Raw genomic sequence first — 25,889 nt, 5'->3', positions numbered from 1 at the left:
GCCTTGCCGCCGACGCGGTAGTAGATGTAGCGGTAGACGGTGTCGCTGTACTGGTCGTAGAGGCGGCCGAAGGCGTCGGCCTCGCCGGCCTGGGCGCGCTCCACGAGGTCCATCATCCGGGCGCTGTCGCTGTCTGCGGCCGGACGGCGGGTGGTGGTGGCACCGGTGCCGCCGGCGCCACCGGCACCGGCGGTGCGACCGCGTCTGCCCGCGTTCCGTCCGTCGCCGGACCGGCGGCCCTCGACGACGGCGCTGCGCGCAGGCACCTGTTCCATGCCGTCGGCCAGTGCGTAGCACGGGCCGACGGGGGCGGCGGTGGCGAAGGCGGGGACGGCGTACGCGGTGGGGACAAGGCCACGCAGCGTCTCTTTGACCGTCGCGACTGTTGCGCGCAGCGTAGCCAGGCCCGAGGCGTCAACCCCGACGTGTGGGTACACGGGACTCCCAGAGGCAGAGCTTCCATCACGTGCAGTACGGAACCTTTCACCCGTCGTAGCGACGGAGGGGAACCGGTTTGCGTCTGAGGAGAATAACGCTTCGTGCAGGCACTGCTACACCGAGTTGCTCAAATCATCGATTGCGTCGCTTCTGTAACCGTTTGGCGGTGGCTCAAGAGCCTTAGAGTGACCGGTTGTTGAACGAAAACGTGCGGGTTTCGGCGATGTGCGGGGCGTGTTGGGGCGACCGCGCGATAATTCGGGGCGCGCGGCGGGGGTGGGCCGGGGCGGGGACGCTCACCGGCGCCGGCCGGGTGCCGCCCGCGCCCACCCGTGCCGCCCCAGCGGCACGACTGCCCGCGGCCAAAGAGAAACGGTTGAGCAATGCCCCGTCAGGGGCGCGGGGAACTGCGCGATCAGCCGCAATGCACCCGTAGTCGGGAACCGGCCCGCGGTGCTACGGCGATGTCCCGCCCGGCCGACGCCGGATTATCGGCGCCGTCGGCTCAACGCGATCGCCGCCGCGGTGCCGCCGGCGACCGCGCCGACGCCGGCCGCCGCCGGGATGCCGACCTTCGCGGCCTTGCGCCCGGTGCGGTAGTCGCGCAGGCGCCAGTCCAGCTCGCGGGCGTGTTTGCGCAGCTTCGTGTCCGGGTTGATGGCGTAGGGGTGGCCGACCAGGGAGAGCATCGGGATGTCGTTGTGCGAGTCGCTGTAGGCCGCGCAGCGGGAGAGGTCGAGGCCCTCCGCGGCGGCCAGGGCGCGTACCGCCTCCGCCTTGGCGGGCCCGTGCAGGGGCTCGCCGACCAGCTTGCCCGTGTAGACGCCGTCGACCGACTCGGCGACCGTGCCCAGCGCACCGGTCAGGCCCAGCCGGCGGGCGATCACGCCGGCGATCTCCACCGGGGCCGCTGTGACGAGCCACACCTTCTGGCCCGCGTCCAGGTGGGCCTGGGCGAGGGCGCGGGTGCCGGGCCAGATGCGCTCGGCCATGTACTCGTCGTAGATCTCCTCGCCGATGGTCTGGAGCTCGGCGACGCGGTGGCCCTTGACGATGGACAGGGCCGAGTCGCGGGCGTCCTGCATGTGCTCGGGGTCCTCGACGCCGGCCAGCCGGAACCATGCCTGCTGCCAGGCGAACCGGGCGAGGTCGCGGGTCTCGAAGAACTTCCGTTTGTACAGGCCACGGCCGAAGTGGAAGATGGCGGCGCCCTGCATGACGGTGTTGTCCAGGTCGAAGAACGCGGCGGCCTTGTCGTCGCCGAGCACGGGGAAGTCCGGCTCCGCGGTTTCCTCGGCGGGCGGCGCCGTCGCTTCCTGGTTCTTGCGCGCGGCCTCCGCCGAGGCCTCGCCTGCCAACACGCTCCGCGCCGTGGCGGAGCGCCTACGGGGAGTGAGCCATCCGAGAGCGGCCATGTCGTGAGCATAGCCAGTTTGTTCGGGTGTTCCGGAGTCACGGGAGTTGGCTCGGTGTGAACTCTCCGCGACCGGGCCGTTAAACAAGGCGAAGAACCCGTGCAGAAGGCGGCGGACATGCCCTGCCGGGGGCGGGACAATGGACGTCATGAGTCCCCTCTTTGGCCGGAAGGCGCCCGCGCCGAGTGCGCGATCGGTCACCCTCATCCGTAAACCCGGTTGCCATCTGTGTGATGACGCACAGGTCGTGGTCGAGAAGGTCTGCGGCGATCTCGGAGTGCCCTGGGAGCAGAAGGACATCACTCTGGATGCGCGACTGCACGATCTGTACTGGGAGCAGATCCCGGTGGTCCTCGTCGACGGCGAACAGCACACCTTCTGGCGCGTGAACGAGGAACGGCTCCGCAAGGCACTGACCGACTAGTCCAAACCGGCTGGAAAAGTCGCCTAGGATCGACGGCGGCTTGGTCTCGGGGGCGGGATTCGTGAGGAGAGTGTACGGTTTTGCCCCCATTGGAGAGGGAGCGTGGGCGCGTCTGCGCCGGTCCCGCGCGAGCGCGTCGGGGGTGCGTGACCCCGGTCACGTTGGCCGGGCAAAACGGACACCATCTTTGTGCACGCGTTCACAAAGACATAGCCTGCTGTCGACGGGGCGGTCTGGGTACGTGTGACCGTCCGCAGCCCCGCTCAACCTGTTGGAGCACCGTGGCAACTGGCCGAACTCACCGACCGGCGACCCGCAGCCGAGGTATCCCCGAGGCCACCGTCGCCCGGCTTCCGCTGTACCTCCGCGCTCTGACCGCACTGTCGGAGCGCTCGGTCCCCACGGTCTCCTCGGAGGAACTGGCCGCTGCCGCGGGGGTCAACTCCGCGAAGCTGCGCAAGGACTTCTCCTACCTGGGTTCGTACGGAACGCGCGGTGTCGGCTACGACGTCGAGTATCTCGTCTACCAGATCTCCCGTGAGCTGGGCCTGACCCAGGACTGGCCGGTTGTGATCGTCGGCATCGGAAACCTGGGTGCCGCCCTCGCCAACTACGGCGGGTTCGCCTCCCGTGGCTTCCGCGTCGCCGCCCTGATCGACGCCGATCCGGCGATGACCGGACGGCAGGTCGCCGGGATCGCCGTGCAGCACAGCGACGACCTGGAGAAGATCATCTCCGACAACGGCGTCTCCATCGGCGTGATCACCACCCCGCCGGGCGTCGCCCAGCAGGTCTGCGACCGGCTCGTGGCCGCCGGGGTCACCTCCATCCTGAACTTCGCGCCGACCGTGCTGTCCGTCCCGGACGGCGTCGACGTACGCAAGGTCGACCTCTCCATCGAGCTGCAGATCCTCGCCTTCCACGAGCAGCGCAAGGCCGGCGAGGAGCACGAGGCGGCGGCGGTCCCGCCGGCCGCCGCGCACCAGGACGCCGGCGAGCAGGGGCCCGACGGGGACGTACCCGCCGTGATGCCGGCATGAGTCTCCTCGTCGTCGGGCTCAGCCACCGCAGCGCCCCGGTCAGCGTCCTGGAACGGGCCGCGCTCAGCACGGACGCCCAGGTCAAGCTGGCCCAGGACACGGTCGCCGCCGAGCCGGCCACCGAGGCCGCGGTCCTCGCCACCTGCAACCGCATCGAGCTCTACGCCGACGTGGACAAGTTCCACGCCGGGGTCGCCGAGCTGTCCACGCTGCTCGCCCAGCACAGCGGGGTCGGGCTGGACGAGCTCACCCCCTATCTCTACGTGCACTACGAGGACCGGGCCGTCCACCACCTGTTCTCGGTGGCCTGCGGACTCGACTCCATGGTCGTCGGCGAGGGGCAGATCCTCGCGCAGCTCAAGGACTCCCTGGCCCGCGCGCAGGAGCTGCACAGCGCCGGGCGGCTGATGAACGACCTGTTCCAGCAGGGGCTGCGGGTCGGCAAGCGCGCCCACTCCGAGACCGGGATCGACCGGGCCGGACAGTCCCTGGTCACCTTCGGTCTCGAGCAGCTGGCCGCGGGCGGCGAGGTACGGGACTGGGCCAGGGGCAGGAAGGCGCTGGTCATCGGCGCCGGATCGATGTCCTCGCTGGCCGCGGCGACGCTCGCGCGGGCGGGGGTCGCGGAGATCGTCGTCGCGAACCGCACGTTCGACCGCGCGGAGCGGCTGGCGCAGATCCTGAACGACGCCGACGACACGGACGTGGTGGCCCGCGCGGTACCGATGGATGCGGTGCCGGGCGAGCTGACACGTGCCGACGTCGCCGTCTCCTGTACGGGAGCGACGGGGCTGGTGCTGACCGCGGACGCGGTCGCGGCGGCGGTCGAGGGCCGTACGGGCGAGCCGGCCGCCGAGATCGACCTACCGACGACGCCGAGGCAGCCGTCGGCCGCCGTCGGCCCCGGTGGCGGACTCGGTGCCGACGAGAACTGCCCGCTCGACCTCACCGCCGAGCAGAGTGGTTTCTCCGTGATGGGGGAGGCCGCCGTCGCCGGGATGGCCGCGGCCGAGCTGGAGCAGCACGCGGCCTGGGTGGACAACGGGACCGTCGACATCCGGGAGACCGGCCGTCGTACCCCCGAGGCCGAGGCCGAGCTGATCGGGGCGCTCGCCGCGGCGGCGGCCCGGGTCGGCCGGATCCCGGAGCGGCGCAGGCCGGAGCCGGTCGCCGGGTTCGCCCGGCCCGCTCCCGCGCTGTTCCTCCTCGACCTCGCCATGCCCCGGGACATCGACGCGGCCGTGCACCGGCTGGCCGGGGTGCGCCTTGTGGACATCGAGTCGCTGGCGGAGGCGTCCGCGGACGCGCCGATGGCGGCCGACGTGGACCAGGTGCGGCGGATCGTTTCGGACGAGGTCGCCGCCTTCGGGGCGGCCCAGCGGGCGGCGCACATCACGCCCACCGTGGTGGCCCTGCGGACGATGGCCGCCGATGTCGTCGCGGGCGAGATCGCCCGGCTCGACGGCCGCCTGCCCGACCTGGACGAGCGCCAGCGCGGGGAGATCCGGCAGGCCGTGCACCGGGTCGTCGACAAGCTGCTGCACGCGCCGACCGTACGGGTCAAGCAGCTCGCGGCCGAGCCCGGCGGCGCCGGGTACGCGGACGCGCTGCGGACCCTGTTCGACCTCGACCCCGAGACGGTGGCCGCCGTCTCCCGGGCCGTGGACAGCACAGACAAGAAGGACCGACCGGCATGAGTGACAATCCACTGACGCCATTGCGGCTGGGGACCAGGCGGTCCAGACTCGCCATGGCCCAGTCCGGGCAGGTGGCGGAGGCCGTGAGCCGGGTGACCGGACGGCCCGTCGAACTCGTGGAGATCACCACGTACGGTGACACCTCCCGCGAGCACCTCGCACAGATCGGCGGCACGGGCGTCTTCGTGACCGCACTGCGGGACGCGGTGCTGCGCGGCGAGGTCGACTTCGCGGTTCACTCGCTGAAGGACCTGCCGACCACCCAGCCCGACGAGCTGGTGCTGGCCGCCGTACCGGTGCGCGAGGACCCGCGGGACGTGATCGTCGCCCGGGACGCGCTGAAGTTCACCGACCTGCCGCGCGGGGCGCGCATCGGTACCGGTTCGCCGCGCCGCGCGGCGCAGCTGAACGCGTACGCGCGCTCGCACGGCCTGGACATCGAGACCGTGCCGATCCGGGGGAACGTCGACACCCGGATCGGATACGTGCACGACGGCGAGCTCGATGCCGTGGTGCTGGCGGCGGCCGGCCTGAGCCGCATCGGCCGCATCGACGAGGTGACCGACTTCCTGTCGGTCGACACGGTTCTGCCCGCCCCCGGCCAGGGGGCACTGGCGATCGAGTGCGCCGCGGACAACGCGGAGCTCATCGCCCGGCTCGGGGAACTCGACGACCCGTTCACGCGGGTCGCCGTGACCGCCGAGCGATCACTGCTCGCCGCCCTGGAGGCCGGCTGCTCCGCCCCTGTGGGCGCGCTTGCCGACCTTCTGGCCGACGGGCAGATTGTCAAGGAAATGCGCCTGCGGGCCGTCGTCGGCACGACCGACGGCACCCGGACGGTGCAGATGTCCACCACCGGTCCCGTGCCCGAGACATACGACCAGGCGACGGCGCTCGGTCGCGAACTCGCCACCGAGATGCTTGCCCAGGGCGCGGCCGGTCTGATGGGGGAGCGAGCACAGTGAGCCCCACCAACCTTCCCGCCGGCCTGGAACACGGGCACGTCACCTTCCTGGGTGCCGGACCCGGAGATCCGGGACTGCTGACCTTGCGTGCCGTGGAGGCACTGTCCAGCGCGGACGTCCTGGTCGCCGAGCACGACGTGCTCGACGTGATCAGAACCCACGCCAGGCAGGGCGTCTCCGTCGTGACCACCGATCCGGATCCGTCATCGGACCCGTATCCGGGCACAGGCACGCCTCAACTCACGGTTGTTGACGGTGCGTCAACAACCGCTTCCCTCCCGCCCGTGCGGGATGCGGCTCATCTTGTCATGGAGGCCGCGCGGGGTGGCAGGCGGGTCGTCCGTGCGGTGTCCGGGGACCCGGGACTTGATACGTACGCGACCGAGGAAATGCTCGCCTGCGTGGCCGCGGGTGTGCCCTTCGAGGTCGTGCCGGGTGTCGCTGCCGCGGTCGGGGTGCCGGCGTACGCCGGTGTGCCGCTGCGGGACGCGCAGGGCGCGGACGTCCGCTTCGTGGACGCCCGTACCGCCTCGGACCGGTGCTGGACCGAGGTCGGTGCCTCGGACGGCACGGTGGTCGTGTCGACGACCCTCGACTCGGTGGCCGCGGCGGCCGGGGAGCTGGTCGCCGCCGGCCGCAAGCCGGACACCCCGCTGACGGTCACCGTCGCCGGTACGACGACCCGGCAGCGGACGTGGACCGCCACCCTCGGCACCATCGCGCAGACGCTGAAGCAGGCGAAGGTGCTGCCGTCGCCGGACGGCGGCCGGCCGGTGATAGCCGTGGTCGGTGAGCGGTCCGCCGCCGCACAGCGCGACCAGTTGTCGTGGTTCGAGTCCAAGCCGCTGTTCGGCTGGAAGGTGCTCGTGCCGCGCACGAAGGAGCAGGCGGCGTCCCTCTCCGACCAGCTGCGGTCCTACGGTGCCGTGCCGCACGAGGTGCCGACGATCGCCGTCGAGCCGCCGCGCACGCCCCAGCAGATGGAGCGGGCCGTCAAGGGGCTCGTCACCGGCCGGTACGAGTGGATCGCCTTCACCTCGGTCAACGCCGTCAAGGCGGTCCGGGAGAAGTTCGAGGAGTACGGGCTCGATGCCCGGGCCTTCGCGGGGATCAAGGTCGCGGCGGTCGGCGAGCAGACCGCGAAGGCGCTGGTCGCCTTCGGCGTGAAGCCGGACCTGGTGCCGAGCGGCGAGCAGTCGGCCGCCGGGCTCCTGGAGGACTGGCCGCCCTACGACCCGGTCTTCGACCCGATCGACCGTGTCTTCCTGCCGCGGGCCGACATCGCCACCGAGACGCTGGTCGCCGGGCTCATCGAGCTCGGCTGGGAGGTGGACGACGTGACCGCCTACCGGACCGTGCGGGCGTCGCCGCCGCCGGCCGACACGCGGGAGGCGATCAAGGGCGGCGGGTTCGACGCGGTGCTCTTCACGTCGTCGTCCACCGTGCGGAACCTGGTCGGCATCGCCGGCAAGCCGCACAACGTGACGGTCATCGCCTGTATCGGCCCCGCCACGGCCAAGACGGCCGAGGAACACGGGCTGCGGGTGGACGTGATGGCCCCGGAGCCGTCGGCCGCGAAGCTGGCGGAGGCGCTGGCGGAGTTCGGCCTGCGCAGGCGCGCGAGCGCGCTGGAGGCCGGCGATCCGGTGACCCGGCCGAGTGAGCGGCGGCCGGGGGCACGCAGGAGGCGTACCACCACGTGAGGTGAGCTGGTGAGGTGAGAGGGGGTCCGGGGCTGTGCCCCGGGCCCCCTCTGTCGTGCGTCGTCGGCCGTCCGCGGGCCGGTGGGGGCTGGCCGCGCAGTTCCCCGCGCCCCTATCGGGGCGCGTCGTGGGCGAGGATCTTCTTCAGGTCCTCGACCACGGTGGGGATCTCGCGGTCGAAGGCGAGGCCGTCGACGCCCTCGTCGGTGATGACGGCGAGGAGGGCTCGGGTGCCCACCGCTGTGACGATGACGTGGCCCGCGCTGCACCGGGCCGTGAGTTGGCGGAGGGTGCCGGTGTCGCCCTGGTCGGCGAGGCGGTGGCCGAGGGAGAGGGCGGCGGAGGCCACGGCGGCCATGGACTCGGGGTGGGCCTTGTCCGTGTCGCTCGCCACCACCAGCCCGTCGACGGTGGCCAGAGTGGTCTCGCGGACGCCCATCACCCGGTCGCGCAAAGAGACGAGGATGTCCTGCACGGGATCGTTCATGGTGGCTTCCTCCTGTGCTGTCGTGCTCGGTGGTGCGTGGGGCACTGCTGCCCGGGACTAGCGCTTGCGGCGGGGGAGCGGGGTCGGCGAGGGGGGCGGTGCTGCCGTGGGGGGTGCGGCCGGTGTGCGCGGGGCCGTGCTCGGGCGGCCGGCGGGGAGGGCGGACGGGGACTGGAGGAGGCCCAGGGACAGCAGGTCGCGGAGGTCCAGCATGACGGCGAACAGGCCGCGGCCGAGGGTGAAGGCGATGTCCCGGGGGGTCCTGCGGCCGTCGGCGACGGTCAGGAGGGCCTGGTGGCGGGGCGAGAGGAGGGCGGTCTGCCGCGGGTCGCGGGCGGCCGGGGCCGGTTCCGGGCGGTCGCGTGCGAAGCGGGCGGTGGCGCCGCGTTCGTTCGACAGCAGGCGCATGCGGCGGGTGTTCTCGGTGACCAGGCGGTCGGGCGGTACCGCGGCGCCCGTGTCGAGCAGGGGCCGGGGCTCGGTCACCTCCCAGCCGTCCGGGGTGGTCAGGGCCAGGGCGAAGGCCGCGTCGAACAGGGCGGCCCGGCCGGTGATCTCCAGTTCGGCGGCGCCCAGCAGGCCTTGCGCGACCAGCTCCAGGGCCAGCCGCGCGGGGTCGGTGCCGGTGGCGCGGACGGCGGTCCAGTCGTCCTCGGTGATCCGGCGCGACTTGAGCAGGAGCACCTCGACGCCGGGGGCGCCGGGGGTCTCCATGCCCGTGACCATGCCGTCGCGGACGTGGATGACACCGCCCGGGGTGCCGGAGACCAGGACGGCACAGGTGCGCTTCTCGGCGTGCAGGGCGGCCAGCAGGGCCGGGACGTTGCGGGCGGCCGGTGTCTGCGGGTTCATGCGAGCAGTCGGCCCGTGTGCTCGGCCAGGTCCCGCAGTGCCCAGGTGATGTTCGTGCGGTCCCGGTCCACCAGGGCGAACAGCAGGAGCGGGTCGCCCTGCCGGTCGACGCGGACCGTGACATGGTGGTGGGTTGCGGTGGTGACGACGATGCTCTCCAACTCGCCCGTGAATCCAGCCCTGTTGAGCTGTGTGGTGGCCAGGTGGGCGGTCTCCTGGGCGTCCTGGGCCGGGGCCGGATCACCGTGCTCGGCATAGAAAAGGCCCGTCACGCCGTCCACGAGCGCGGCGGCGGTCACGCCGGGCGTCCGTCCGGCGTCGTGCAGGACGGTGTCGAGCAAAGCCATGAGTTCCCCCTCCTGACCCTCGGTCGCACAGTACTTTATTGCTAACTGTTGCAACACTGGCCAAAGATGACGTTTATTCGGACTCGGACGGGTCAGGAAGCAACCTCCGTCGAACTGCTTGCGTCCGAGTCGACCCACGTAAGGAAATCGAGGGCACCAGCGTGAACATCGAGACAGCGCTCAAGGAAGCCATGACCATCGACGGGGCCGTCGGGGTCGCCCTGGTCGACTACGAAAGCGGCATGTCGCTCGGCGTGCTGGGCGGCGGACCGCACCTGGACCTGGAGCTGGCGGCGGCCGGGAACACCGAGGTCGTCCGCGCCAAGCAGCGGACGCTGAAGTCCATAGGTCTCGACGACGAGATCGAGGACATCCTGATCACTCTCGGCGGCCAGTACCACCTGATCCGTCCCCTGACCAAGGCCGGCGGCTCGCTCTTCCTCTACCTCGCCCTGGACCGTGGCCGCAGCAACCTCGCGCTGGCCCGGCACAGCCTCAAGAAGCTGGAGACCGAGCTGGAGGTCTGACCTCCCGGTGCCGTGGTGTCCCGGCCCCCGTGCGCGGGCCGGGACACGGGTGCCGAGTCCGGTGTGCCGAGCCCGACGCCGAGTCGGTAAGCGCGCTCATGTGACGGGCGTAGCGTAGAGCGCATGACGAAGTACGGCTCCTTCCCCGGCACGCGGCCGCGACGGCTGCGGACCACCCCCGTCATGCGGCGCATGGTCGCCGAGACCCGGCTGCACCCCGCGGACTTCATCCTCCCGGCGTTCGTCAGGGAGGGCGTGAGCGAGCCCGTGCCGATCACCGCCATGCCCGGCGTCGTGCAGCACACCCGGGACAGTCTGAAGAAGGCGGCGGCCGAGGCGGTCGAGGCGGGCATCTCCGGGATCATGCTGTTCGGGGTGCCGGAGGAGAGCAAGAAGGACGCCCTCGGCACGCCCGGCACCGACCCGGACGGCATCCTCCAGGTCGCGCTGCGCGACGTGCGCGCCGAGGTCGGCGACGAACTCCTCGTGATGTCCGATCTGTGCCTCGACGAGACGACCGACCACGGCCACTGCGGGGTGCTCGACACCGAGGGGCGCGTCGACAACGACGCCACCCTGGAGCGGTACGCCGAGATGGCCCAGGTGCAGGCCGACGCGGGCGCCCATGTCGTCGGGCCCAGCGGGATGATGGACGGCCAGATCGGCGTCGTACGCGACGCGCTCGACCAGATCGGGCGCGAGGACGTCGCGATCCTCGCCTACACCGCGAAGTACGCCTCCGCCTTCTACGGCCCGTTCCGCGAGGCCGTCGGCTCCTCGCTGAAGGGCGACCGCAAGACCTACCAGCAGGACCCCGCCAACGTCCGGGAGTCGCTGCGGGAGCTGGCCCTCGACCTGGAGGAGGGGGCCGACATGGTGATGGTCAAGCCGGCCGGGCCCTACCTCGACATCCTCGCGCGGGTCGCCGACTCGGTGGACGTGCCGGTCGCCGCCTACCAGATCTCCGGCGAGTACTCGATGGTCGAGGCCGCCGCCGAGAAGGGCTGGATCGACCGCGACCGCGCGATCCTGGAGACCCTGACCGGCATCAGGCGGGCCGGCGCGCAGAACATCCTCACCTACTGGGCGGTCGAGGCCGCCCGGATGCTGGGCTGACCGCGGACGACCGCGCCCCGGCGGAAGCGGTTCTGCCGGGGCACGCTCATGAGCTCTGCCGTGAGGGCTGCCGCGAGGTCCGCTCGGGCGCCGGCGCCGGGGAGTGTGCCGGATCTTCGGAGGGCCGGACGTGGGCCGCGGAGGAGGACGGCCCCTCGTCGCGTACGCCCTGGCCGTCCCGGCACCCGCTCAGTGCGGTCGCGGCGACCAGCGTCAGGGCGGCCGTCGCCAGGAGACGGCGGCGGCCGGAGGCCGGGGTGCGGTGCGTGACGGACATGCGAGGGCTCCCTTGACGATCTCGGCGTGGTCGGCGCTCGGGGTGCGGGGCAGCGCTGTGCCCTCAGCCTGTCGGGCGGCTCGCCCGGCCCGCCAGAGCCGACGGGAGATTCGGGACGCCCGCGCCCGGTCCACCCCCGTGAACTGCACGGATCCCGTCCCGCGGGACGACGGAACGGGACGCCCGGGGCCGGCCCGTCCGGATCGCGGAATGACGGGTGTAGGCGGCACGCACCTCTCTACGCTCCCGCCAAGACGAGGATCAGCCCAAGGAGCCGTCCATGACCCTCACGCCTGCCTCCGCCCCCGCCCCTGCCCTCGCGCCGCTTCCGCCGCTCGCGGCCCGGGCCCGGACCGTCGGCGGATCACCCGTGCGGGAGATCCTCGCGGTGACCGCCCGGCCCGAGGTGATCAACTTCGCGGGCGGACTGCCGGCCCCCGAACTGTTCGACCGGGAGGGCATCGCCGCCGCCTTCCGCGCGGTGCTGGAGCAGGCGCCGGAGCGGGCGTTGCAGTACTCGACGACCGAGGGCGAACCGGCGCTGCGGCAGCGGCTGGCGGCCCGCGTCTCGGCGCGGGGCCTGCCCACCGGGGCTGACGACCTCCTCGTCACCACCGGTTCCCAGCAGGCGCTCTCCCTCCTCGCGAGCGCCCTGATCGACCCCGGGGACACCATCCTGGTCGAAAGCCCCTGCTACCTGGCGGCACTCCAGGTGTTCGGGCTGGCCGGCGCACGCGTGCTGCCGGTGCCCGGGGACGCGGACGGCGTCGACCCGGCCGCCCTCGCGGAGCTGATCCGCGCCGAACGGCCCAAACTCCTCTACCTCGTCCCGACCTTCCAGAACCCCACCGGCCGCACCATGCCCGCCGCCCGCCGCGCCGCCCTGGCCACCACCGCAGCCCGGCACGGCCTGTGGATCATAGAGGACGACCCCTACGGCGAACTCCGCTACGACGGCGACCACACCCCCTGGATCGCGTCCTTCCCCGGCGCCGAGGACCGCACGGTCCTGCTCGGCTCCCTCTCCAAGGTCATGGCCCCCGGCCTGCGCCTCGGCTGGCTCCGCGCCCCCGACGCCCTGCGCCGCGCCTGCGCGGTGGCCAAACAGGCGGCCGACCTGCACACCCCGACCCTCAACCAGCTCGCCGCCGCCCGCTACCTGGACGTCCTGGACGCCCACGTCGCCAAAGTGCGCGCGGTGTACGGCGAACGCCGCGACGCCATGCTCGCCGGCCTCGCCGACGCCCTCCCGGCCGGCTCCACCTGGCAGCGGCCCGAGGGCGGCATGTTCCTCTGGGCCAGGCTCCCGTCGTCGTACGACACCACCGCGCTGCTCCGCCGGGCGGTGGAGCAGAACGTGGCCTACGTCCCCGGCGAGCCGTTCTATGCCGCCGACCCCGACCGCTCGACGCTGCGGCTGTGCTTCGTGACGCAGACGCCGCAGGAGATCGGGGAGGGGCTGCGGAGGCTGGCGAAGGGGCTGGGCGGCAACGCTTCGCTGGAAGCGCCGTGATGTGCCGTGCGCCGTCGGTCGCCTGCTTCAACGTCGTGGCTGGTCGCGCAGTTCCTCCCCCAGCCTTCGGCCGGGGGTACCCCCAGCGCCCCGTCAGGGCGCGGGGCGGCTCAGTCCCACCAGAAGTGCCAGAGTCGTTCGCCGACCAGTTGCCCGGCGTAGGACGAGAGGGTGTCGTCGGTGTCCGGCAGGACGGCGTACGGGCAGAACGCGAAGTGTTCGGCGGCGACCGCCTCCGCCTCGTCGAGGTCGGCGGGCGGGGCGGCGACGGACAGGGCGAGGTGGTCGAAGCCGAGGGCCACCACCCGGACGCCGAACCGGTCCTCCCAGGAGCGCAGCACCGCGCAGAGCCGCGCCACGTCCTCCTCGTAGTTCACCGGGCCGCTCCAGCCGACGGCCGCCGGTATGTCCGCGCTGCGCCGGGCGGAGACCAGCGCCAGGTGCGGCTCCTTCAGCCAGGGGCGCCCCTGGCTGAGCGCGTCGGCGACGTCCGCGGCCCGCGAGTCCGGGTCGGCGACCAGCGCGGGCGCGGGAGCGAGCCCCGGCCACTCCTCGCCCTCCGGCGGGTCCTCCTCCCAGTAGTCCTCCAGCACCTCGTCGGCGTCGTGGTCCCCCGGGTACGACGTCTCACCGGGCGCGAAGTCCCAGTCGTCGATCTCGGACACGTCGATGAGCACCGGCAGCAGCCCCGCACGGGCGGCCGGCGCGCCCAGCGCCGTCCAGGTCCCGGGACCGGCGGGCTGCCCGGCGTACCACAGCAACGGCGCGTGCCACGGGCCGTCCAGCGTGTCGTCGAGCAGTGTCCCGGGCGGGAGTTGAAGCCCCAGGGACCGACCGCTCGGGTCGGTCGCCAGCTTGGGCAGCGGGTTGGGAAGAGTCGCCATGGCAGTGACTGTAAGGGGCGCCACTGACAACGCCGGACACGGTCGCCCCGAACGGGCGGCGGGCGGAGGCCTCTTGCCGGTGGTCTCCGTGCCGAACCCGTCGGCGACCGCCCCGTTCGCCGATACGGTGGATGGCATGAGCGACGACGGGGGGCTGCTCGCACGTCTGCGCTTCGGGCGCGAGGACGCGGAGCGGGATGTCAAGGACGGGCTGCTGCTGCGCGGCGGCTTTCTGCCCAACGCGGCCTACCGGGCCGCCGTCTCCGGACAGAAGATGCTGATCATCGGGCGCAAGGGGTCGGGCAAGAGCGCCGTCTGCATGCAGCTGATGGCGGACCAGGGGCCTGTGTACGCAGGGAAGACGCTGGTCACCCCGGACGAGGTGGCGGGCGAGGAGATCCGCCGGTTCGAGTTGCAGGGGCTGCCCGGTGACTCGGCCAAGGCGCTGATCTGGCGCTACCTGTTCGCCGTCCACGCGGCCCGGCACCTCGCCGCGCACGCGAAACGGGCGCACGGAAAGACACCCGCCTCGGTGAAGGCGCTGCTGAAGTTCCTGAAGCAGAACGGCGAACTGGAGGACGGCGGCCTGGACCGCCTGGCACAGACCGTCCAGGGACTGCAGACCTCCCTCTCCCTGGAGGCGTTCGGCGTCAAGGCGGCGATCGACCTGGCGGGTTCGCCGTCGGAAGGGGCCCGTGCCCAGCGCCAGCTGAAGGTCGTGGAGCACGGGGTGGAACGGGCCTTCGCCGACCTCGGCTGCGCCGCCGCGCACTCGCCGCTGCTGCTCATGGTCGACCAGCTGGAGCTGGTGTGGTCCGCCGAGCCGGACAGCAACTCCATGGTGATCGGACTGCTGCTGGCCGCCAAGCACGCGGCGAGCCGGTACACGGGCGTCGTACAGCTCCTGCTGTTCCTGCGGGCGGACATCTACGACTCGCTGTCCTTCGGTGAGCTGGACAAGTTCCACCTGGAGGAGCTGCGGATCGCCTGGACCGAGGAGGCGCTGCGCGATCTCGCACTGGCCCGCGCCCGGGCCTCCGCCGGCGCCGGCCTGACCGCCGACCAGCTGTGGCAGGAGCTGTTCCCGCCGGCCGTCGAGGGCGAGTGGACACCGGCCCACCTCTTCCGCCGCTGCCTGCCCCGCCCCCGGGACGCCATCCAGTTCCTCAACCTCTGCCAGGAGACCGCCCACCTCAAGTACGGCCGGGCCAGGATCACCGAGGCGGACGTCCTGGAGGCGGGTTTCCAGTTCTCCGCGTGGAAGCTCAAGGACCTCTCCCTGGAGTACCTGGTCGCCCACCCGTTCCTGAAGAACCTGTACCCGCTCTTCCAGAACGCGGGCTACGTCGTCTCCCGCGCCGCACTGCGCAGCCGGTTCGAGGCGGCCGAGGAGTCCCTGCACCGGCTGTTCCCCGCCTACGCGCAGGCACTGACCCTGCCCGGCATCATCGACGTCCTCTACGACGTCGGCTTCCTCGGCGTACGGCGCGGCAACGACATCGTCTTCACCGGGAGCACCGACCTGCCCGTCCAGCCGCACGAGACCGAGTTCCACATCCACCCCTGCTTCCGGGCGGCCCTGGGCGCGACCGCCGCCATCGACCTGCGCCGCTACGAGCCCGTGGTGGCCGGTGACCGGCTGGTGCGCGGCGACGTCTTCACGGGCCAGACGGTCGGGATCAGCCCCGTGGGCAGGGACGTCCGGCTGCTGGGGGAGCTGCGCCGGTCCTGCGACTCCCTGCTGAACCAGCTCGGCCGGGCCGTCTCCCTCACCGAGGACGCCAAGAGCCAGATCCGGGCCGAGATCAACCGCGTACTCGCCGACGCCACCGCCAACGCCCTGCCCCCGGGCCCGGCTCCGATCGGCATGGACGACCTGCTCCTGTCCACCGGCCACTACTTCACCGCACTGGCCGCTCAGCTCAGCGCCAGCGGCCTCACCGAGGGCGCGCCGCAGGTCGCGCACCGCCTGGAGGAGGAGGCCCGCCGACTGCGCCGGCTGGCGGGCGGCTCCTACGGCAGCTCCGGCGACTCGGCGGGGTCCTGAAGGGGGGAGGCGACCGGTGCAAGGAGTGCTGATCGCCGGGCGGTTCCGGATCGGGGCCCGGCTCGGCGCGGGCGGCATGGGCGAGGTGTGGGCCGCGCAGGACGAACGGATGCGCCGCCCGGTCGCCGTCAAGATCGTCCGCGCGCTGCCGCTGGCGGACGGGGCGGAGACCCAGGCCAGGTTCGAGCGGGAGGTACAGCTGGCCGGACGGGTCCTGCACCCGAACGTCGTCACCGTGCACGACTGGGGCGAGGTCCGCGTCGACGACCGTCCGGTCCTCTACCTCGTCATGGAACTCGTCCCCGGAGTCCCGCTGAGCAGGCGGCTGGGACAGTCCACGCCGCCGTGGCCGCTGGCCGTCGGCTGGGCCGGACAGATCACCCAGGCCCTCGGGGCCGCCCACCGGCACGGGGTGATCCACCGCGACATCAAGCCGGCCAACGTCCTGCTCACCCCCGAAGGGACCGTCAAGGTCCTCGACTTCGGGGTCGCGAAGTTCATCGGCGAATCGCTCGGCGTCCACGAACTCACCGTCACCGGCGCCCTGCTCGGCTCCCCGCCGTACATGTCCCCGGAACAGGCCCTCGGCACCCGGGAGATCGACCACCGCAGCGACCTCTACTCCCTGGGCTGCCTGCTCTACCACGCGGTGACCGGCCGCCCGCCCTTCGTCGCCGACCATCCCCTGAGCGTGCTGCGCATGCACATGGACGAGGTACCGGCACCGCCGCGGACGCTCGTACCGAACCTCCCCGAAGCCCTCGGCACCCTCCTGACGAGCCTTCTCGCCAAACGCCCCGAGGACCGTCCCCAGACCGCCGCCGCCGTCCACGACGCGCTGAGCACACTGCTGTACGAGCATGCCGTCGACACACCCGACCTGGACGTCACCGCACTCGGGTACGGCGACGACGTCGTCCGGCGGCTGCTGCGCAAGGCGTGGGCCATCCGGCAGGAGGCCGAGCGGACGGCCCGGGAGACCGTGGAGCGCGCCCGCCGGGAGGCCGAGACGATCATCGCCGCCGCCGGGACCCGGCCCGCGGCGAGCCGGCCCGCCGCGGAACCGCCGCCCACGACTCCCGTCGGCACCCCCGCAGCCACCCCCGTCGGCGTCCTCGCAGGCGGCGAGTTCGACCTGGCCGCGCAGGGCTACGACCGTGCGCAGGTGGACGCGTACATGGCCCGTCTCAAACGAGAGTGGGAGAACGAGCAGGCCCACCTCGACACCATGGAGAGGTTCCTCGCGGAGCACTACCCCGGAGCGTCCCGGCGCGTCGCCGACGCCCGGGAGCGAGCCGACCGGGACGCGAGGCCCATGCGCCCCTACGAACCCTTCGCGCTCGGAGAGGCCGCATGGCTCGGGTACGACCGACGGCAGGTGGACGCCCGCATCGCCGCGATCCTGATCGCCTGGGGCCGCACCGGGGCCCGCACCGCAGAGCTGAAGCGCCTCGCGGCCGAGCTGGCCCTGGAATCCGTCACCGGCCCGCCCCCGCAGTGAGGGACGGGCCGGTGACGGCGTCAGAGCCGCTCGGGCGTCCTGATGCCCAGCAGGGCCATGCCCTGGTGCAGGGTGCGGGCCGTGATGTCGCAGAGCAGGAGGCGGTTCTCCACCTGCTCCGGGGTCTCGGCCTTCAGGACCGGGCACTTGTCGTAGAAGGACGTGTACAGGGACGCCAGCTGGTACAGGTACGCCGCCAGCTTGTGCGGGGCGTACTCCGCCGCCGCCTCGAAGACCGTGTCCCCGAACGCGTCCAGGTGCAGGCCCAACGCCCGCTCCGTCGCGTGCAGTTCCAGCTCCGGGTGGGCGGCGGGCCGGACCTCGCCGGCCTTGCGCAGGATCGACCGGATCCGGGCGTACGCGTACTGGAGGTACACGGAGGTGTCGCCGTTCAGCGAGACCATCTGGTCCAGGTCGAACTTGTAGTCCCGGTTCGGCGACGTCGACAGGTCCGCGTACTTCACGGCACCGATGCCGACCTGCTGGGCCCGCTCCTGGATCTCGTCCTCGGTCAGGTCCTGCGCCTTCTCCCGGACCACCTCGGCGGCCCGCTGCACGGCCTCGTCCAGCAGGTCCTCCAGCCGTACGGTCTCACCCGCACGCGTCTTGAAGGGCTTGCCGTCCGCGCCCAGCACCGTGCCGTAGCCCATGTTGTGCGCGGTGACGTCGTCGGTGAGCCAGCCCGCCCGCCGTGCCGTCTCGAAGACCATCTTGAAGTGCAGCGACTGGCGGACGTCCACGACGTAGATCAGGGACGTGGCGTGCAGGTCCCGGACCCGGTTGCGGATCGCCGTCAGGTCGGAGGCCGCGTAGCCGAAGCCGCCGTCCGCCTTCTGCACGATCAGCGGGACCGGCTGGTCGTCCTTGCCCCGGATGTCGTCGAAGAAGACGACCAGTGCGCCCTCGGAGCGGACCGCGACGCCCGTCTCCTCCAGGATCCGTGCGGTCTCGGGCATGCCGTCGTTGTACGCCGACTCGCCGACGATCTCGTCGTCCCTGACCTCCATGTCGAGCTTCTCGAAGACCGAGTAGAAGTAGACCTTCGACTCGTCCACGAACCGCTGCCACAGGTCCAGGGTCTCCTTGTCGCCGGACTGGAGGGCGACGACCCGCTTGCGCGCCCGCTCCTTGAACTCCTCGTCCGCGTCGAAGACCGCCCGGGACGCCTTGTAGACCCGGTTCAGGTTCGACATGGCCTGCTCGCCGTCCGTGTCGGTCTCCGCGGACAGCTGGTCCGGGTTCTCGATCAGGTACTGGATGAGCATGCCGAACTGGGTGCCCCAGTCGCCGATGTGGTGCCGGCCGACCGTCCGCTCGCCGGTGAAGTCGAGCATGCCGCGCAGGGCGTCGCCGATCACCGCGGAGCGCAGGTGCCCGACGTGCATCTCCTTCGCCACGTTCGGCTGGGCGTAGTCGATGACCGTGAGGCCCGGGTCCGTCTTCGCGGGGACGCCGAGCCGGTCGCCGTCCGCGTACCGGGCGGCCAGGTTCGCGGTGATCGCCCGGTCGGAGAGGGTGATGTTCAGGAAGCCGGGGCCGGAGACCTCGACGTCCTGGATCAGGTCCGCGCCGGTGGTGAGGTGGGAGACGACCTGCGTCGCCAGCTCCCGCGGGTTCGCCTTGGCCTTCTTGGCGGCGGCGAGGATGCCGTTCGCCTGGTAGTCCGCCCGGTCGCTGCGTCGCAGCAGGGGGTCCACGGAGGCCTCCGGCAGGGTGGCCGAGAGGGCGTTCGTGAGCTGCTGGTTGACGGAGGCGCTGAGGGGCGATACCGGGGCCATGGGGTGGGAGCCGTTCTCCTCGTGGGGTTCGGTAGACGGGTCCAGTATTTCACGGGGGGTAAAGGGGTTTTTGCGGCCACGGGGTGGGGTGGCGCGGTGCGCTGCCGGGTGCGGGTGTGTGGGGGCTGGCCGCGCAGTTCCCCGCGCCCCCAGACGGCGGCTGCGCCGCCGATCGGATACAGCTCGGGAACCCGTTTTCGTGGATGTGGGGGTGCCTGGGAGAATGGAGCGGTCAGCCGTGCGACCGTACCGGTTGTTCCGTGCCAGAAAGAAGGACGTGCCGATCGTGGCTCAGAGCACCGAGACCACCGACTGGGTCTCCCGTTTCGCGGATGAGGTCATCGAGGAGTCGGAGCGTCGGGCCCCGGGCGCAGTGACATCAGTCGCTACCGCTCCGGTGGTCGTCGTCGCGTCCGGGCTCTCGCCGTCCGGGCCGATCCACCTCGGCAACCTGCGCGAGGTCATGACCCCGCACCTGGTCGCCGACGAGGTGCGGCGCCGCGGGTACCGGGTCCGGCACCTGATCTCCTGGGACGACTACGACCGGTACCGCAAGGTGCCCGCCGGTATCGCCGGGGTCGACGAGAGCTGGGCCGAGCACATCGGCAAGCCGCTGACCTCCGTGCCCGCGCCGAAGGGCTCCGCGTTCCCGAACTGGGCCGAGCACTTCAAGGCCGCCATGGTCGAGTCGCTGGCCGAGCTGGGCGTGGAGTTCGACGGGATCAGCCAGACCGTCCAGTACACCTCCGGCGTGTACCGCGAGCAGGTCCTGCACGCCATGAAGCACCGCGGGGACATCGACGCGATCCTCGACCAGTACCGGACCAAGAAGGCCCCCGCGAAGCAGCAGCAGAAGGCCGTCGACGAGGCCGAGCTGGAGGCCGAGGAGGGCTCGGGCGCGGCCGGCGAGGACGACGGATCCGCCGGCTCCGCCGGGTACTTCCCGTACAAGCCGTACTGCGGGGGCTGCGGCAAGGACCTCACCACCGTCACGGCGTACGACGACGACACCACCGAGCTGACCTACACCTGCACCGAGTGCGGGTTCGCCGAGACCGTCCGGCTCAGCGAGTTCAACCGCGGCAAGCTGGTCTGGAAGGTCGACTGGCCCATGCGGTGGGCCTACGAGGGCGTGATCTTCGAGCCCAGCGGCGTCGACCACTCCTCGCCGGGATCCAGCTTCCAGGTCGGCGGACAGATCGTCGGGATCTTCGGGGGCGAGCAGCCCATCGGACCCATGTACGCCTTCGTGGGCATCAGCGGCATGGCCAAGATGTCCTCGTCCCGGGGCGGGGTGCCCACCCCTGCCGACGCGCTGAAGATCATGGAGCCGCAGATCCTGCGCTGGCTCTACGCCCGGCGCCGCCCCAACCAGTCCTTCAAGATCGCCTTCGACCAGGAGATCCAGCGGCTCTACGACGAGTGGGACAAGCTCGACGGCAAGGTCGCGGACGGGTCCGCGCTGCCCGGCGACATCGCCGCGCACTCGCGTGCCGTCCGTACGGCCGGCGGCGAGCTGCCCCGGACACCGCGCCCGCTGCCGTACCGGACCCTCGCCTCCGTCGCCGACATCACCGCCGGCCACGAGGACCAGGCACTGCGCATCCTCAAGGAGCTGGACCCGGAGAGCCCGCTCGGCTCGGTGGACGAGGCCCGGCCGCGGTACGACAAGGCCGAGGCCTGGATCAACACCCAGGTGCCGGCCGACCAGCGCACCGTCGTCCGCGGCGAGCCCGACGCCGAACTGCTGAAGTCCCTCGACGAGGCCTCCCAGCAGTCGGTACGACTCCTGCTCGACGGACTCGCCGAGCACTGGTCGCTGGACGGGCTCACCCACCTCGTCTACGGCGTGCCCAAGGTCCAGGCCGGGTTCTCCGCCGACGCCACGCCCAAGGAGCTGCCGCCGGAGATCAAGACGGCCCAGCGGACGTTCTTCGCCCTGCTGTACCACCTGCTGGTCGGGCGGGACACCGGGCCCCGGCTGCCCACCCTGCTGCTCGCGGTGGGACAGGAGCGGGTACGGCTGCTGCTCGGCGAGTAGTCCGACGCACGGAAGGGGCCCTCCGGTTCTCCGGAGGGCCCCTTCCGTTTTCCTGCCGCGTTCCTGCTGTGTGCCTTCTGCGCGTCCGTCAGGCGATGTGCTCGTCCGCCAGCTCGGCGTTGAGACGGTTGGAGAAGCGGGTCACCATGCGCTTGGACTCGGCCTCGTCGAGGGCGACGCCGTAGGTCGCCTCGACATCGGCGATGAAACCGCGCGGGGTGGGAGCTCCGTTGCCGCTCTTTATCGACTCGCGGAAGACCAGGTAGTAGTCCTCCTCCGACGGAGCCGGGGGCTCCGGAGGCCCGCCGCCCTCGCCCAGCTCACGGGTGCGGCCCGGACCGGACGGGATGGGGAAGCTGCCGGTGGTCTCCGAAGCGGATTCCGCGGGCAGCGGCTGCTGCTCCTGCTGGTACGGCTCCTGCGGGAACTGTTCCTGTGCGAACTGCTCCTGCTGGTACTGCTGTTGCCGGTACTGCTCCTGCTGGTACCGCTCCTGCTGGTACTGCTGCTGTTGCGCCAGCCAGGCGGCGTACCGGGGGTCGTACGTCGGGTCGTAGCCGCCCTGGTAGTCGATCTGCTGGGGGTCCCTGGACTGAAGCCAGGGATTGACCTCCGGCTCGGACTCCGGCACCGCCTGCTGCGGGAACTCCGGCTGCTCGGCCCGGGGACCGGGGATCAGCACCGGACGCTGCTCGCCGGCCGGCACCGCCTCGGGGCCGCCACGACCGCCCACCGCCACGGCATCCGGCGCCGCCGGCAGAAGTGCCGGGAGGTCGATGCCCGCCGCCGCCAGGCCGTCCGGAGCCGTGTTCGCCAGCGGAACGCCGTACTTGGCCAGCCGCAGCGGCATCAGGGACTCCACGGGCGCCTTCCTGCGCCAGGCCCGGCCGAAGCGCGAGCGGAGCCTCGCCTGATAGACGAGACGTTCCTGCTCCAGCTTGATCACCTGGTCGTAGGAGCGTAGCTCCCACAGCTTCATCCGCCGCCACAGCAGGAACGTCGGCACCGGGGAGAGCAGCCAGCGGGTCAGGCGCACCCCCTCCATGTGCTTGTCCGCCGTGATGTCGGCGATCCGCCCGATCGCGTGCCGGGCCGCCTCGACGGCCACCACGAACAGGATCGGGATCACCGCGTGCATGCCCACACCCAGCGGGTCCGGCCAGGCCGCCGCGCCGTTGAAGGCGATCGTCGCGATGGTCAGCAGCCAGGCCGTCTGCCGCAGCAGCGGGAAGGGGATGCGGATCCAGGTCAGCAGCAGGTCAAGGGCGAGCAGGACGCAGATGCCCGCGTCGATGCCGATCGGGAACACATAGGCGAAGTTCCCGAAACCCTTCTTGATGGCCAGCTCACGGACGGCCGCGTACGAGCCGGCGAAGCCGATGCCGGCGATGATCATCGCGCCGGTCACGACCACGCCGATGAGAACGCGGTGCATCCGAGTCAGCTGCATTGGCGCGGCCACCGGTACTCCCCTCCCCTTGCGTGTTGTTGCGCGCAACAGGGTGGCACATCAGTGCGGCGCACGTATGGCCGGTCAGCTCTTCTTGGCTGACGACTTGGAGGGCGACGCGGACGGCGAGGCCGACTCGGAGGCCTCCTTCGAGGGCGTCGCCGCAGGTGAACTCGGAGCGGAACCAGACCCGTTGGCCGTCGCCACCGACGCCACCGCCTCCGCGGCAGCCTTCTCCGCCACCTTCGTCAGCGTGTCCGCGTCCGGCGCCTTCGCACCCGCCAGACCCGCGCCGTTGTAGTCGAGGGTGACGACGACGTTCGCGACCCGGGCCACGACCGTCTGCTGCTTGAACGCGCCTTCCTTCTTCTTCAGGTCGTAGCGCACGGCCGTCGCCTGGTCACCGGCCCCGGACACGGGCACCGTCTTCGTGTTCTTCGCCCCCGACACCGACTGCGCACCCTGCACCTGGCTCGCGTAGTACGCCTCGGCCTGCTTCTCCCCCGTACCACGGCCGGCGTCCGAGTCGAACCGCAGGAAGGAGATGTTGAGCCAGCGGAACTGCGAGCCCTTCACACCGTTGCTGTCCAGGCTGCTCCACGAGCAGCTGCCCCGCGTCGCCACGTCGTCCGACGTGCCCTCCTTGCCCGACTTCACACCCTTCGGCACGAGCGAGGTGAGCGTCTTCTTCGACAGCACCGCACACGGCTCCGGCAGCTTCGCGTACTTCGCCGCCTGGACGGTCGGCGAAGCGGCCGTCGAGTCACCGGAACCGGTCGACCCGACCGCCGAGTTCGAGCCGCTGCCCGTCCCCTGGGCCGCCGCGTCCGAGTCCGAGGAGCAGGCCGTCGCGAACAGCGCCACGGCGGGGACGACGGCCGCGCAGACCAGGCCGCGGCGCAGGCGCCCTGCCCGTCGCTGTGCGTTCCGCCCGTTCCGGGCGCGCTGGTCGTCTGACTGGACTGCTACTCGCTGCATGGTTCCTTCACTCATACGTTCGGGGTTCCTGCGGTCGGATCGGGTCCGAGGGGCCACGGTACGCGGTGAGGGAGCTGTGCGGTTCTGGTTCGCACCCTTTGCGGACGGGGTGCGGAGGGTGTGCCGACGGCCTCAGCCGTTGAGCGCCTCGGCCAGTTGCGCGGCCAGATTCTGCGCCCTGTCCTGCATTTCCTTGCTGTCCGGCACCGTCCCGGTGGCCATCGGCTGCTCCTCGTACACGATGGTCACGACGACGTTGGACGTGCGGAACACCACAGTCACCGTCCGCTGTTCGGCCGTCGAACCGGAGCCGCTGAGCTGATCGTCGAGATACGCCTCGTCACCGAGATCGGCGAGGGTGCGCGGCTGGAGAGCGGCCGGGGTGGTCGAGGACGACGCGGACGCGGACCCGGAGCCCGGGGCGGACGGGTCCGCGGACCCGGTGGACGACGTGGACGCGGACGGCGAGGGGGAGTCCGACGCCGATGTCGACGCCGTTGCCGACGGCGACTCCGTGTCGGTCGGGGTCGGGGACGTGGGCTCCGGGATGTCGGCCGCCGACTCCAGCTGCGTGTAGATCGTCTGCGCCTCGGTGTCGTCGCTGACCGCGTTGTCGTACGACACCACGCGCTCGAAGTCGACGGACAGCCGGTCCGTGGCGTCGGTGGACTCGATCTTCCAGTGGCAGCCGACCTTGCGGTCGGTGTCGTAGGTGAGCGCCGCCTCGCCCGCGTACGCCTTGTCGCGCTGCTCCGTGTCGGTGATCTGGGCGATGCCCGGAAGCAGGGAGTCGAGGGTGCCGTGAGCGACCGCGCCGCAGGCCTCCGGGAGGGTGCGGTACTTGCCGGGCTGGGCGGCGACGGTGGAGGTGCTGGTGTCCGCGTTCTTGTCGCTCGCGTCGTCGCCACCGCTGGAACCGCTCGTGCAGCCGGCCAGCAGGACCGCGAGAAGAGCGGCGATGCCGGTTACGTACGCCTTCCGCTGCACGGTCAGGCTCCTTCCGTTCACTGGTCCGCTGGGTCCTGCTCCAGTGTCCCCGCTGGTTAATCGCTTGCCGCAGCGGGGCGCCCCCTGGAGACAATGTCTATCGCACGCACTGCTGTGAACGCCGGTCCCCTGTCTGGTTTCCGGACCTATGGCGCCGCATTTGCGTTTTGCTGAATTTAAGCTGTTTGTCCTTTTTGATGTGCCGTTCGCGGGGGAATGGGGAAGTTATGTCGTACGTGGAGATGCCGGGCGCGAAGGTACCGATCCGGATGTGGACCGACCCGGCGACCGTCGAGGACGTCGCGCTCCAGCAGCTGCGCAACGTCGCGACCCTGCCGTGGATCAAGGGCCTCGCGGTCATGCCGGACGTCCACTACGGCAAGGGCGCGACGGTCGGGTCGGTCATCGCCATGCAGGGCGCGGTGTGCCCGGCGGCGGTGGGGGTCGACATCGGCTGCGGGATGTCCGCGGTGAAGACGTCCCTGACGGCCAACGACCTCCCGGGTGACCTGTCCCGACTGCGCTCGAAGATCGAGCAGGCGATTCCGGTGGGGCGGGGGATGCACACCGATCCGGTCGAGCCGGACGACTTCCACGGGCTGGCCGCGGCCGGCTGGGGTGAGTTCTGGGGGCGGTTCGACGGGGTCGCGGAGGCGGTCAAGTTCCGCGAGGAGCGTGCGCATCAGCAGATGGGGACGCTCGGATCGGGCAACCACTTCGTCGAGGTGTGCACGGACACGACCGGAGCGGTGTGGCTGATGCTGCACTCCGGTTCCCGGAACATCGGTAAGGAACTCGCCGAACACCACATCGGCGTGGCCCAGAAGCTCCCGCACAACCAGGGCCTCGTCGACCGCGACCTCGCCGTCTTCGTCGCGGACACCCCGCAGATGGCGGCGTACCGCAACGACCTCTTCTGGGCGCAGGAGTACGCGAAGCACAACCGCACGCTGATGATGGCGCTCCTGAAGGACGTGATCCGTAAGGAGTTCAAGAAGGCCAAGCCGTCCTTCGAGCCGGAGATCAGCGCCCACCACAACTACGTCGCCGAGGAGCGCTACGACGGGATGGACCTGCTGGTCACCCGCAAGGGCGCAATCCGGGCGGGGAGCGGGGAGTTCGGGATCATCCCGGGATCCATGGGCACCGGTTCGTACATCGTGAAGGGCCTCGGCAACCCGCTGTCCTTCAACTCGGCCTCGCACGGCGCCGGCCGGCGGATGAGCCGCAACGCGGCCAAGCGCCGGTTCTCGACCCGGGACCTGGAGGAGCAGACCCGGGGCGTGGAGTGCCGCAAGGACTCCGGTGTCGTGGACGAGATCCCGGGCGCTTACAAGTCGATCGACCAGGTCATCGACCAGCAGCGGGACCTCGTGGAGGTTGTCGCGAAGCTCAAGCAGGTCGTCTGCGTCAAGGGGTGAC

Annotated in this window: 22 protein-coding genes and 1 pseudogene; 12 read left to right on the top strand and 11 right to left on the bottom strand. The window is 71.5% G+C overall.

Annotated features, from left to right (window positions below):
• Window positions 1-437 (bottom strand): annotated as a pseudogene (locus AB0D74_RS25350) (RNA polymerase subunit sigma-24); the annotation flags it as partial.
• A 489-nt stretch (window positions 438-926) separates the two neighbouring features.
• Window positions 927-1,853: an HAD-IB family hydrolase gene (locus tag AB0D74_RS25345; RefSeq protein ID WP_362591187.1), complete on the bottom strand. Its 927-nt coding sequence runs from the start codon at window positions 1,851-1,853 to the stop codon at window positions 927-929.
• A gap of 139 nt (window positions 1,854-1,992) precedes the next feature.
• Between AB0D74_RS25345 and AB0D74_RS25340 the strand changes: the two genes are divergently transcribed.
• The 5 genes from AB0D74_RS25340 to AB0D74_RS25320 all read left to right on the top strand — a co-directional run bounded on the left by AB0D74_RS25340 (window position 1,993) and on the right by AB0D74_RS25320 (window position 7,682).
• Window positions 1,993-2,277, top strand: a complete 285-nt coding sequence (locus tag AB0D74_RS25340) for a glutaredoxin family protein (protein WP_351486203.1) — start codon at window positions 1,993-1,995, stop codon at window positions 2,275-2,277.
• 281 nt (window positions 2,278-2,558) lie between these two features.
• A complete protein-coding gene (locus AB0D74_RS25335) occupies window positions 2,559-3,317 on the top strand; it encodes a redox-sensing transcriptional repressor Rex (RefSeq protein ID WP_362591183.1) in 759 nt (252 codons plus the stop codon).
• Window positions 3,314-5,014: a glutamyl-tRNA reductase gene (locus AB0D74_RS25330; protein WP_362591180.1), complete on the top strand. Its 1,701-nt coding sequence runs from the start codon at window positions 3,314-3,316 to the stop codon at window positions 5,012-5,014. The genes AB0D74_RS25335 and AB0D74_RS25330 overlap by 4 nt, the downstream gene beginning before the upstream one ends.
• Entirely contained in the window at window positions 5,011-5,979 is a 969-nt protein-coding gene (hemC, locus tag AB0D74_RS25325) for a hydroxymethylbilane synthase (RefSeq protein ID WP_362591177.1), read from the top strand. The genes AB0D74_RS25330 and hemC overlap by 4 nt, the downstream gene beginning before the upstream one ends.
• Complete coding sequence (locus AB0D74_RS25320) at window positions 5,976-7,682, top strand: uroporphyrinogen-III synthase (RefSeq protein ID WP_362591174.1); 1,707 nt, start codon at window positions 5,976-5,978, stop codon at window positions 7,680-7,682. The genes hemC and AB0D74_RS25320 overlap by 4 nt, the downstream gene beginning before the upstream one ends.
• Window positions 7,683-7,794: 112 nt before the next feature.
• Here the strand turns inward: AB0D74_RS25320 and AB0D74_RS25315 are convergent, their stop codons facing one another.
• The 3 genes from AB0D74_RS25315 to AB0D74_RS25305 are packed head-to-tail and all read right to left on the bottom strand — an operon-like array spanning window position 7,795 to window position 9,368.
• Window positions 7,795-8,169, bottom strand: a complete 375-nt coding sequence (locus AB0D74_RS25315) for a roadblock/LC7 domain-containing protein (RefSeq protein ID WP_362591171.1) — start codon at window positions 8,167-8,169, stop codon at window positions 7,795-7,797.
• A 57-nt stretch (window positions 8,170-8,226) separates the two neighbouring features.
• On the bottom strand, window positions 8,227-9,021 hold the full coding sequence (locus AB0D74_RS25310; RefSeq protein ID WP_362591168.1) for a hypothetical protein: 795 nt from the start codon (window positions 9,019-9,021) through the stop codon (window positions 8,227-8,229).
• Entirely contained in the window at window positions 9,018-9,368 is a 351-nt protein-coding gene (locus AB0D74_RS25305; protein WP_362591165.1) for a hypothetical protein, read from the bottom strand. The genes AB0D74_RS25310 and AB0D74_RS25305 overlap by 4 nt, the downstream gene beginning before the upstream one ends.
• A 161-nt stretch (window positions 9,369-9,529) precedes the next feature.
• Here AB0D74_RS25305 and AB0D74_RS25300 point away from each other — a divergent pair, with 161 nt between their 5' ends.
• Both AB0D74_RS25300 and hemB read left to right on the top strand, forming a co-directional pair.
• Complete coding sequence (locus AB0D74_RS25300; protein ID WP_362591162.1) at window positions 9,530-9,895, top strand: hypothetical protein; 366 nt, start codon at window positions 9,530-9,532, stop codon at window positions 9,893-9,895.
• A 123-nt stretch (window positions 9,896-10,018) separates the two neighbouring features.
• Complete coding sequence (gene hemB, locus AB0D74_RS25295; RefSeq protein WP_362591159.1) at window positions 10,019-11,011, top strand: porphobilinogen synthase; 993 nt, start codon at window positions 10,019-10,021, stop codon at window positions 11,009-11,011.
• 46 nt (window positions 11,012-11,057) lie between these two features.
• Here the strand turns inward: hemB and AB0D74_RS25290 are convergent, their stop codons facing one another.
• Window positions 11,058-11,288, bottom strand: a complete 231-nt coding sequence (locus tag AB0D74_RS25290) for a hypothetical protein (RefSeq protein ID WP_362591156.1) — start codon at window positions 11,286-11,288, stop codon at window positions 11,058-11,060.
• 280 nt (window positions 11,289-11,568) lie between these two features.
• On the opposite strand from AB0D74_RS25290, the gene AB0D74_RS25285 reads away from it, so the two are divergent.
• Entirely contained in the window at window positions 11,569-12,801 is a 1,233-nt protein-coding gene (locus tag AB0D74_RS25285) for a PLP-dependent aminotransferase family protein (RefSeq protein WP_362591153.1), read from the top strand.
• Between the two features lie 110 nt (window positions 12,802-12,911).
• Here the strand turns inward: AB0D74_RS25285 and AB0D74_RS25280 are convergent, their stop codons facing one another.
• Window positions 12,912-13,685, bottom strand: a complete 774-nt coding sequence (locus tag AB0D74_RS25280; protein WP_362591150.1) for a DUF4253 domain-containing protein — start codon at window positions 13,683-13,685, stop codon at window positions 12,912-12,914.
• A gap of 136 nt (window positions 13,686-13,821) precedes the next feature.
• Here AB0D74_RS25280 and AB0D74_RS25275 point away from each other — a divergent pair, with 136 nt between their 5' ends.
• Together AB0D74_RS25275 and AB0D74_RS25270 are read left to right on the top strand one after the other, a co-directional pair.
• The gene (locus AB0D74_RS25275) at window positions 13,822-15,732 is read left to right on the top strand and encodes a hypothetical protein (protein ID WP_362591147.1); all 1,911 of its coding nucleotides are present in this window, start codon (window positions 13,822-13,824) and stop codon (window positions 15,730-15,732) included.
• A 16-nt stretch (window positions 15,733-15,748) separates the two neighbouring features.
• The gene (locus AB0D74_RS25270; RefSeq protein WP_362591144.1) at window positions 15,749-17,233 is read left to right on the top strand and encodes a protein kinase; all 1,485 of its coding nucleotides are present in this window, start codon (window positions 15,749-15,751) and stop codon (window positions 17,231-17,233) included.
• A 20-nt stretch (window positions 17,234-17,253) separates the two neighbouring features.
• On the opposite strand, the gene argS is transcribed toward AB0D74_RS25270, so the two are convergent.
• A complete protein-coding gene (gene argS / locus AB0D74_RS25265) occupies window positions 17,254-19,011 on the bottom strand; it encodes an arginine--tRNA ligase (protein ID WP_362591141.1) in 1,758 nt (585 codons plus the stop codon).
• Between the two features lie 277 nt (window positions 19,012-19,288).
• Between argS and lysS the strand changes: the two genes are divergently transcribed.
• On the top strand, window positions 19,289-21,052 hold the full coding sequence (lysS, locus tag AB0D74_RS25260) for a lysine--tRNA ligase (RefSeq protein WP_362591138.1): 1,764 nt from the start codon (window positions 19,289-19,291) through the stop codon (window positions 21,050-21,052).
• Window positions 21,053-21,140: 88 nt separating this feature from the next.
• Here lysS and AB0D74_RS25255 read toward each other — a convergent pair whose 3' ends face one another.
• The 3 genes from AB0D74_RS25255 to AB0D74_RS25245 form a co-directional block, all read right to left on the bottom strand.
• Window positions 21,141-22,487, bottom strand: a complete 1,347-nt coding sequence (locus AB0D74_RS25255) for a DUF2637 domain-containing protein (protein ID WP_362591135.1) — start codon at window positions 22,485-22,487, stop codon at window positions 21,141-21,143.
• A gap of 99 nt (window positions 22,488-22,586) precedes the next feature.
• Complete coding sequence (locus AB0D74_RS25250; protein WP_362591132.1) at window positions 22,587-23,480, bottom strand: DUF3558 domain-containing protein; 894 nt, start codon at window positions 23,478-23,480, stop codon at window positions 22,587-22,589.
• A 132-nt stretch (window positions 23,481-23,612) separates the two neighbouring features.
• Window positions 23,613-24,467: a DUF3558 domain-containing protein gene (locus AB0D74_RS25245; RefSeq protein WP_362591129.1), complete on the bottom strand. Its 855-nt coding sequence runs from the start codon at window positions 24,465-24,467 to the stop codon at window positions 23,613-23,615.
• A 227-nt stretch (window positions 24,468-24,694) separates the two neighbouring features.
• Between AB0D74_RS25245 and AB0D74_RS25240 the strand changes: the two genes are divergently transcribed.
• A complete protein-coding gene (locus tag AB0D74_RS25240) occupies window positions 24,695-25,888 on the top strand; it encodes an RtcB family protein (RefSeq protein ID WP_362591126.1) in 1,194 nt (397 codons plus the stop codon).
• Window position 25,889: the final 1 nt, after the last annotated feature.

Origin of the sequence: Streptomyces sp. NPDC048278 (assembly GCF_040652195.1) — a bacterium.
Lineage (GTDB): Bacteria > Actinomycetota > Actinomycetes > Streptomycetales > Streptomycetaceae > Streptomyces.
Note: the sequence above shows the minus strand (reverse complement) of the source record. Positions and strands in the feature narration are given on the sequence as shown.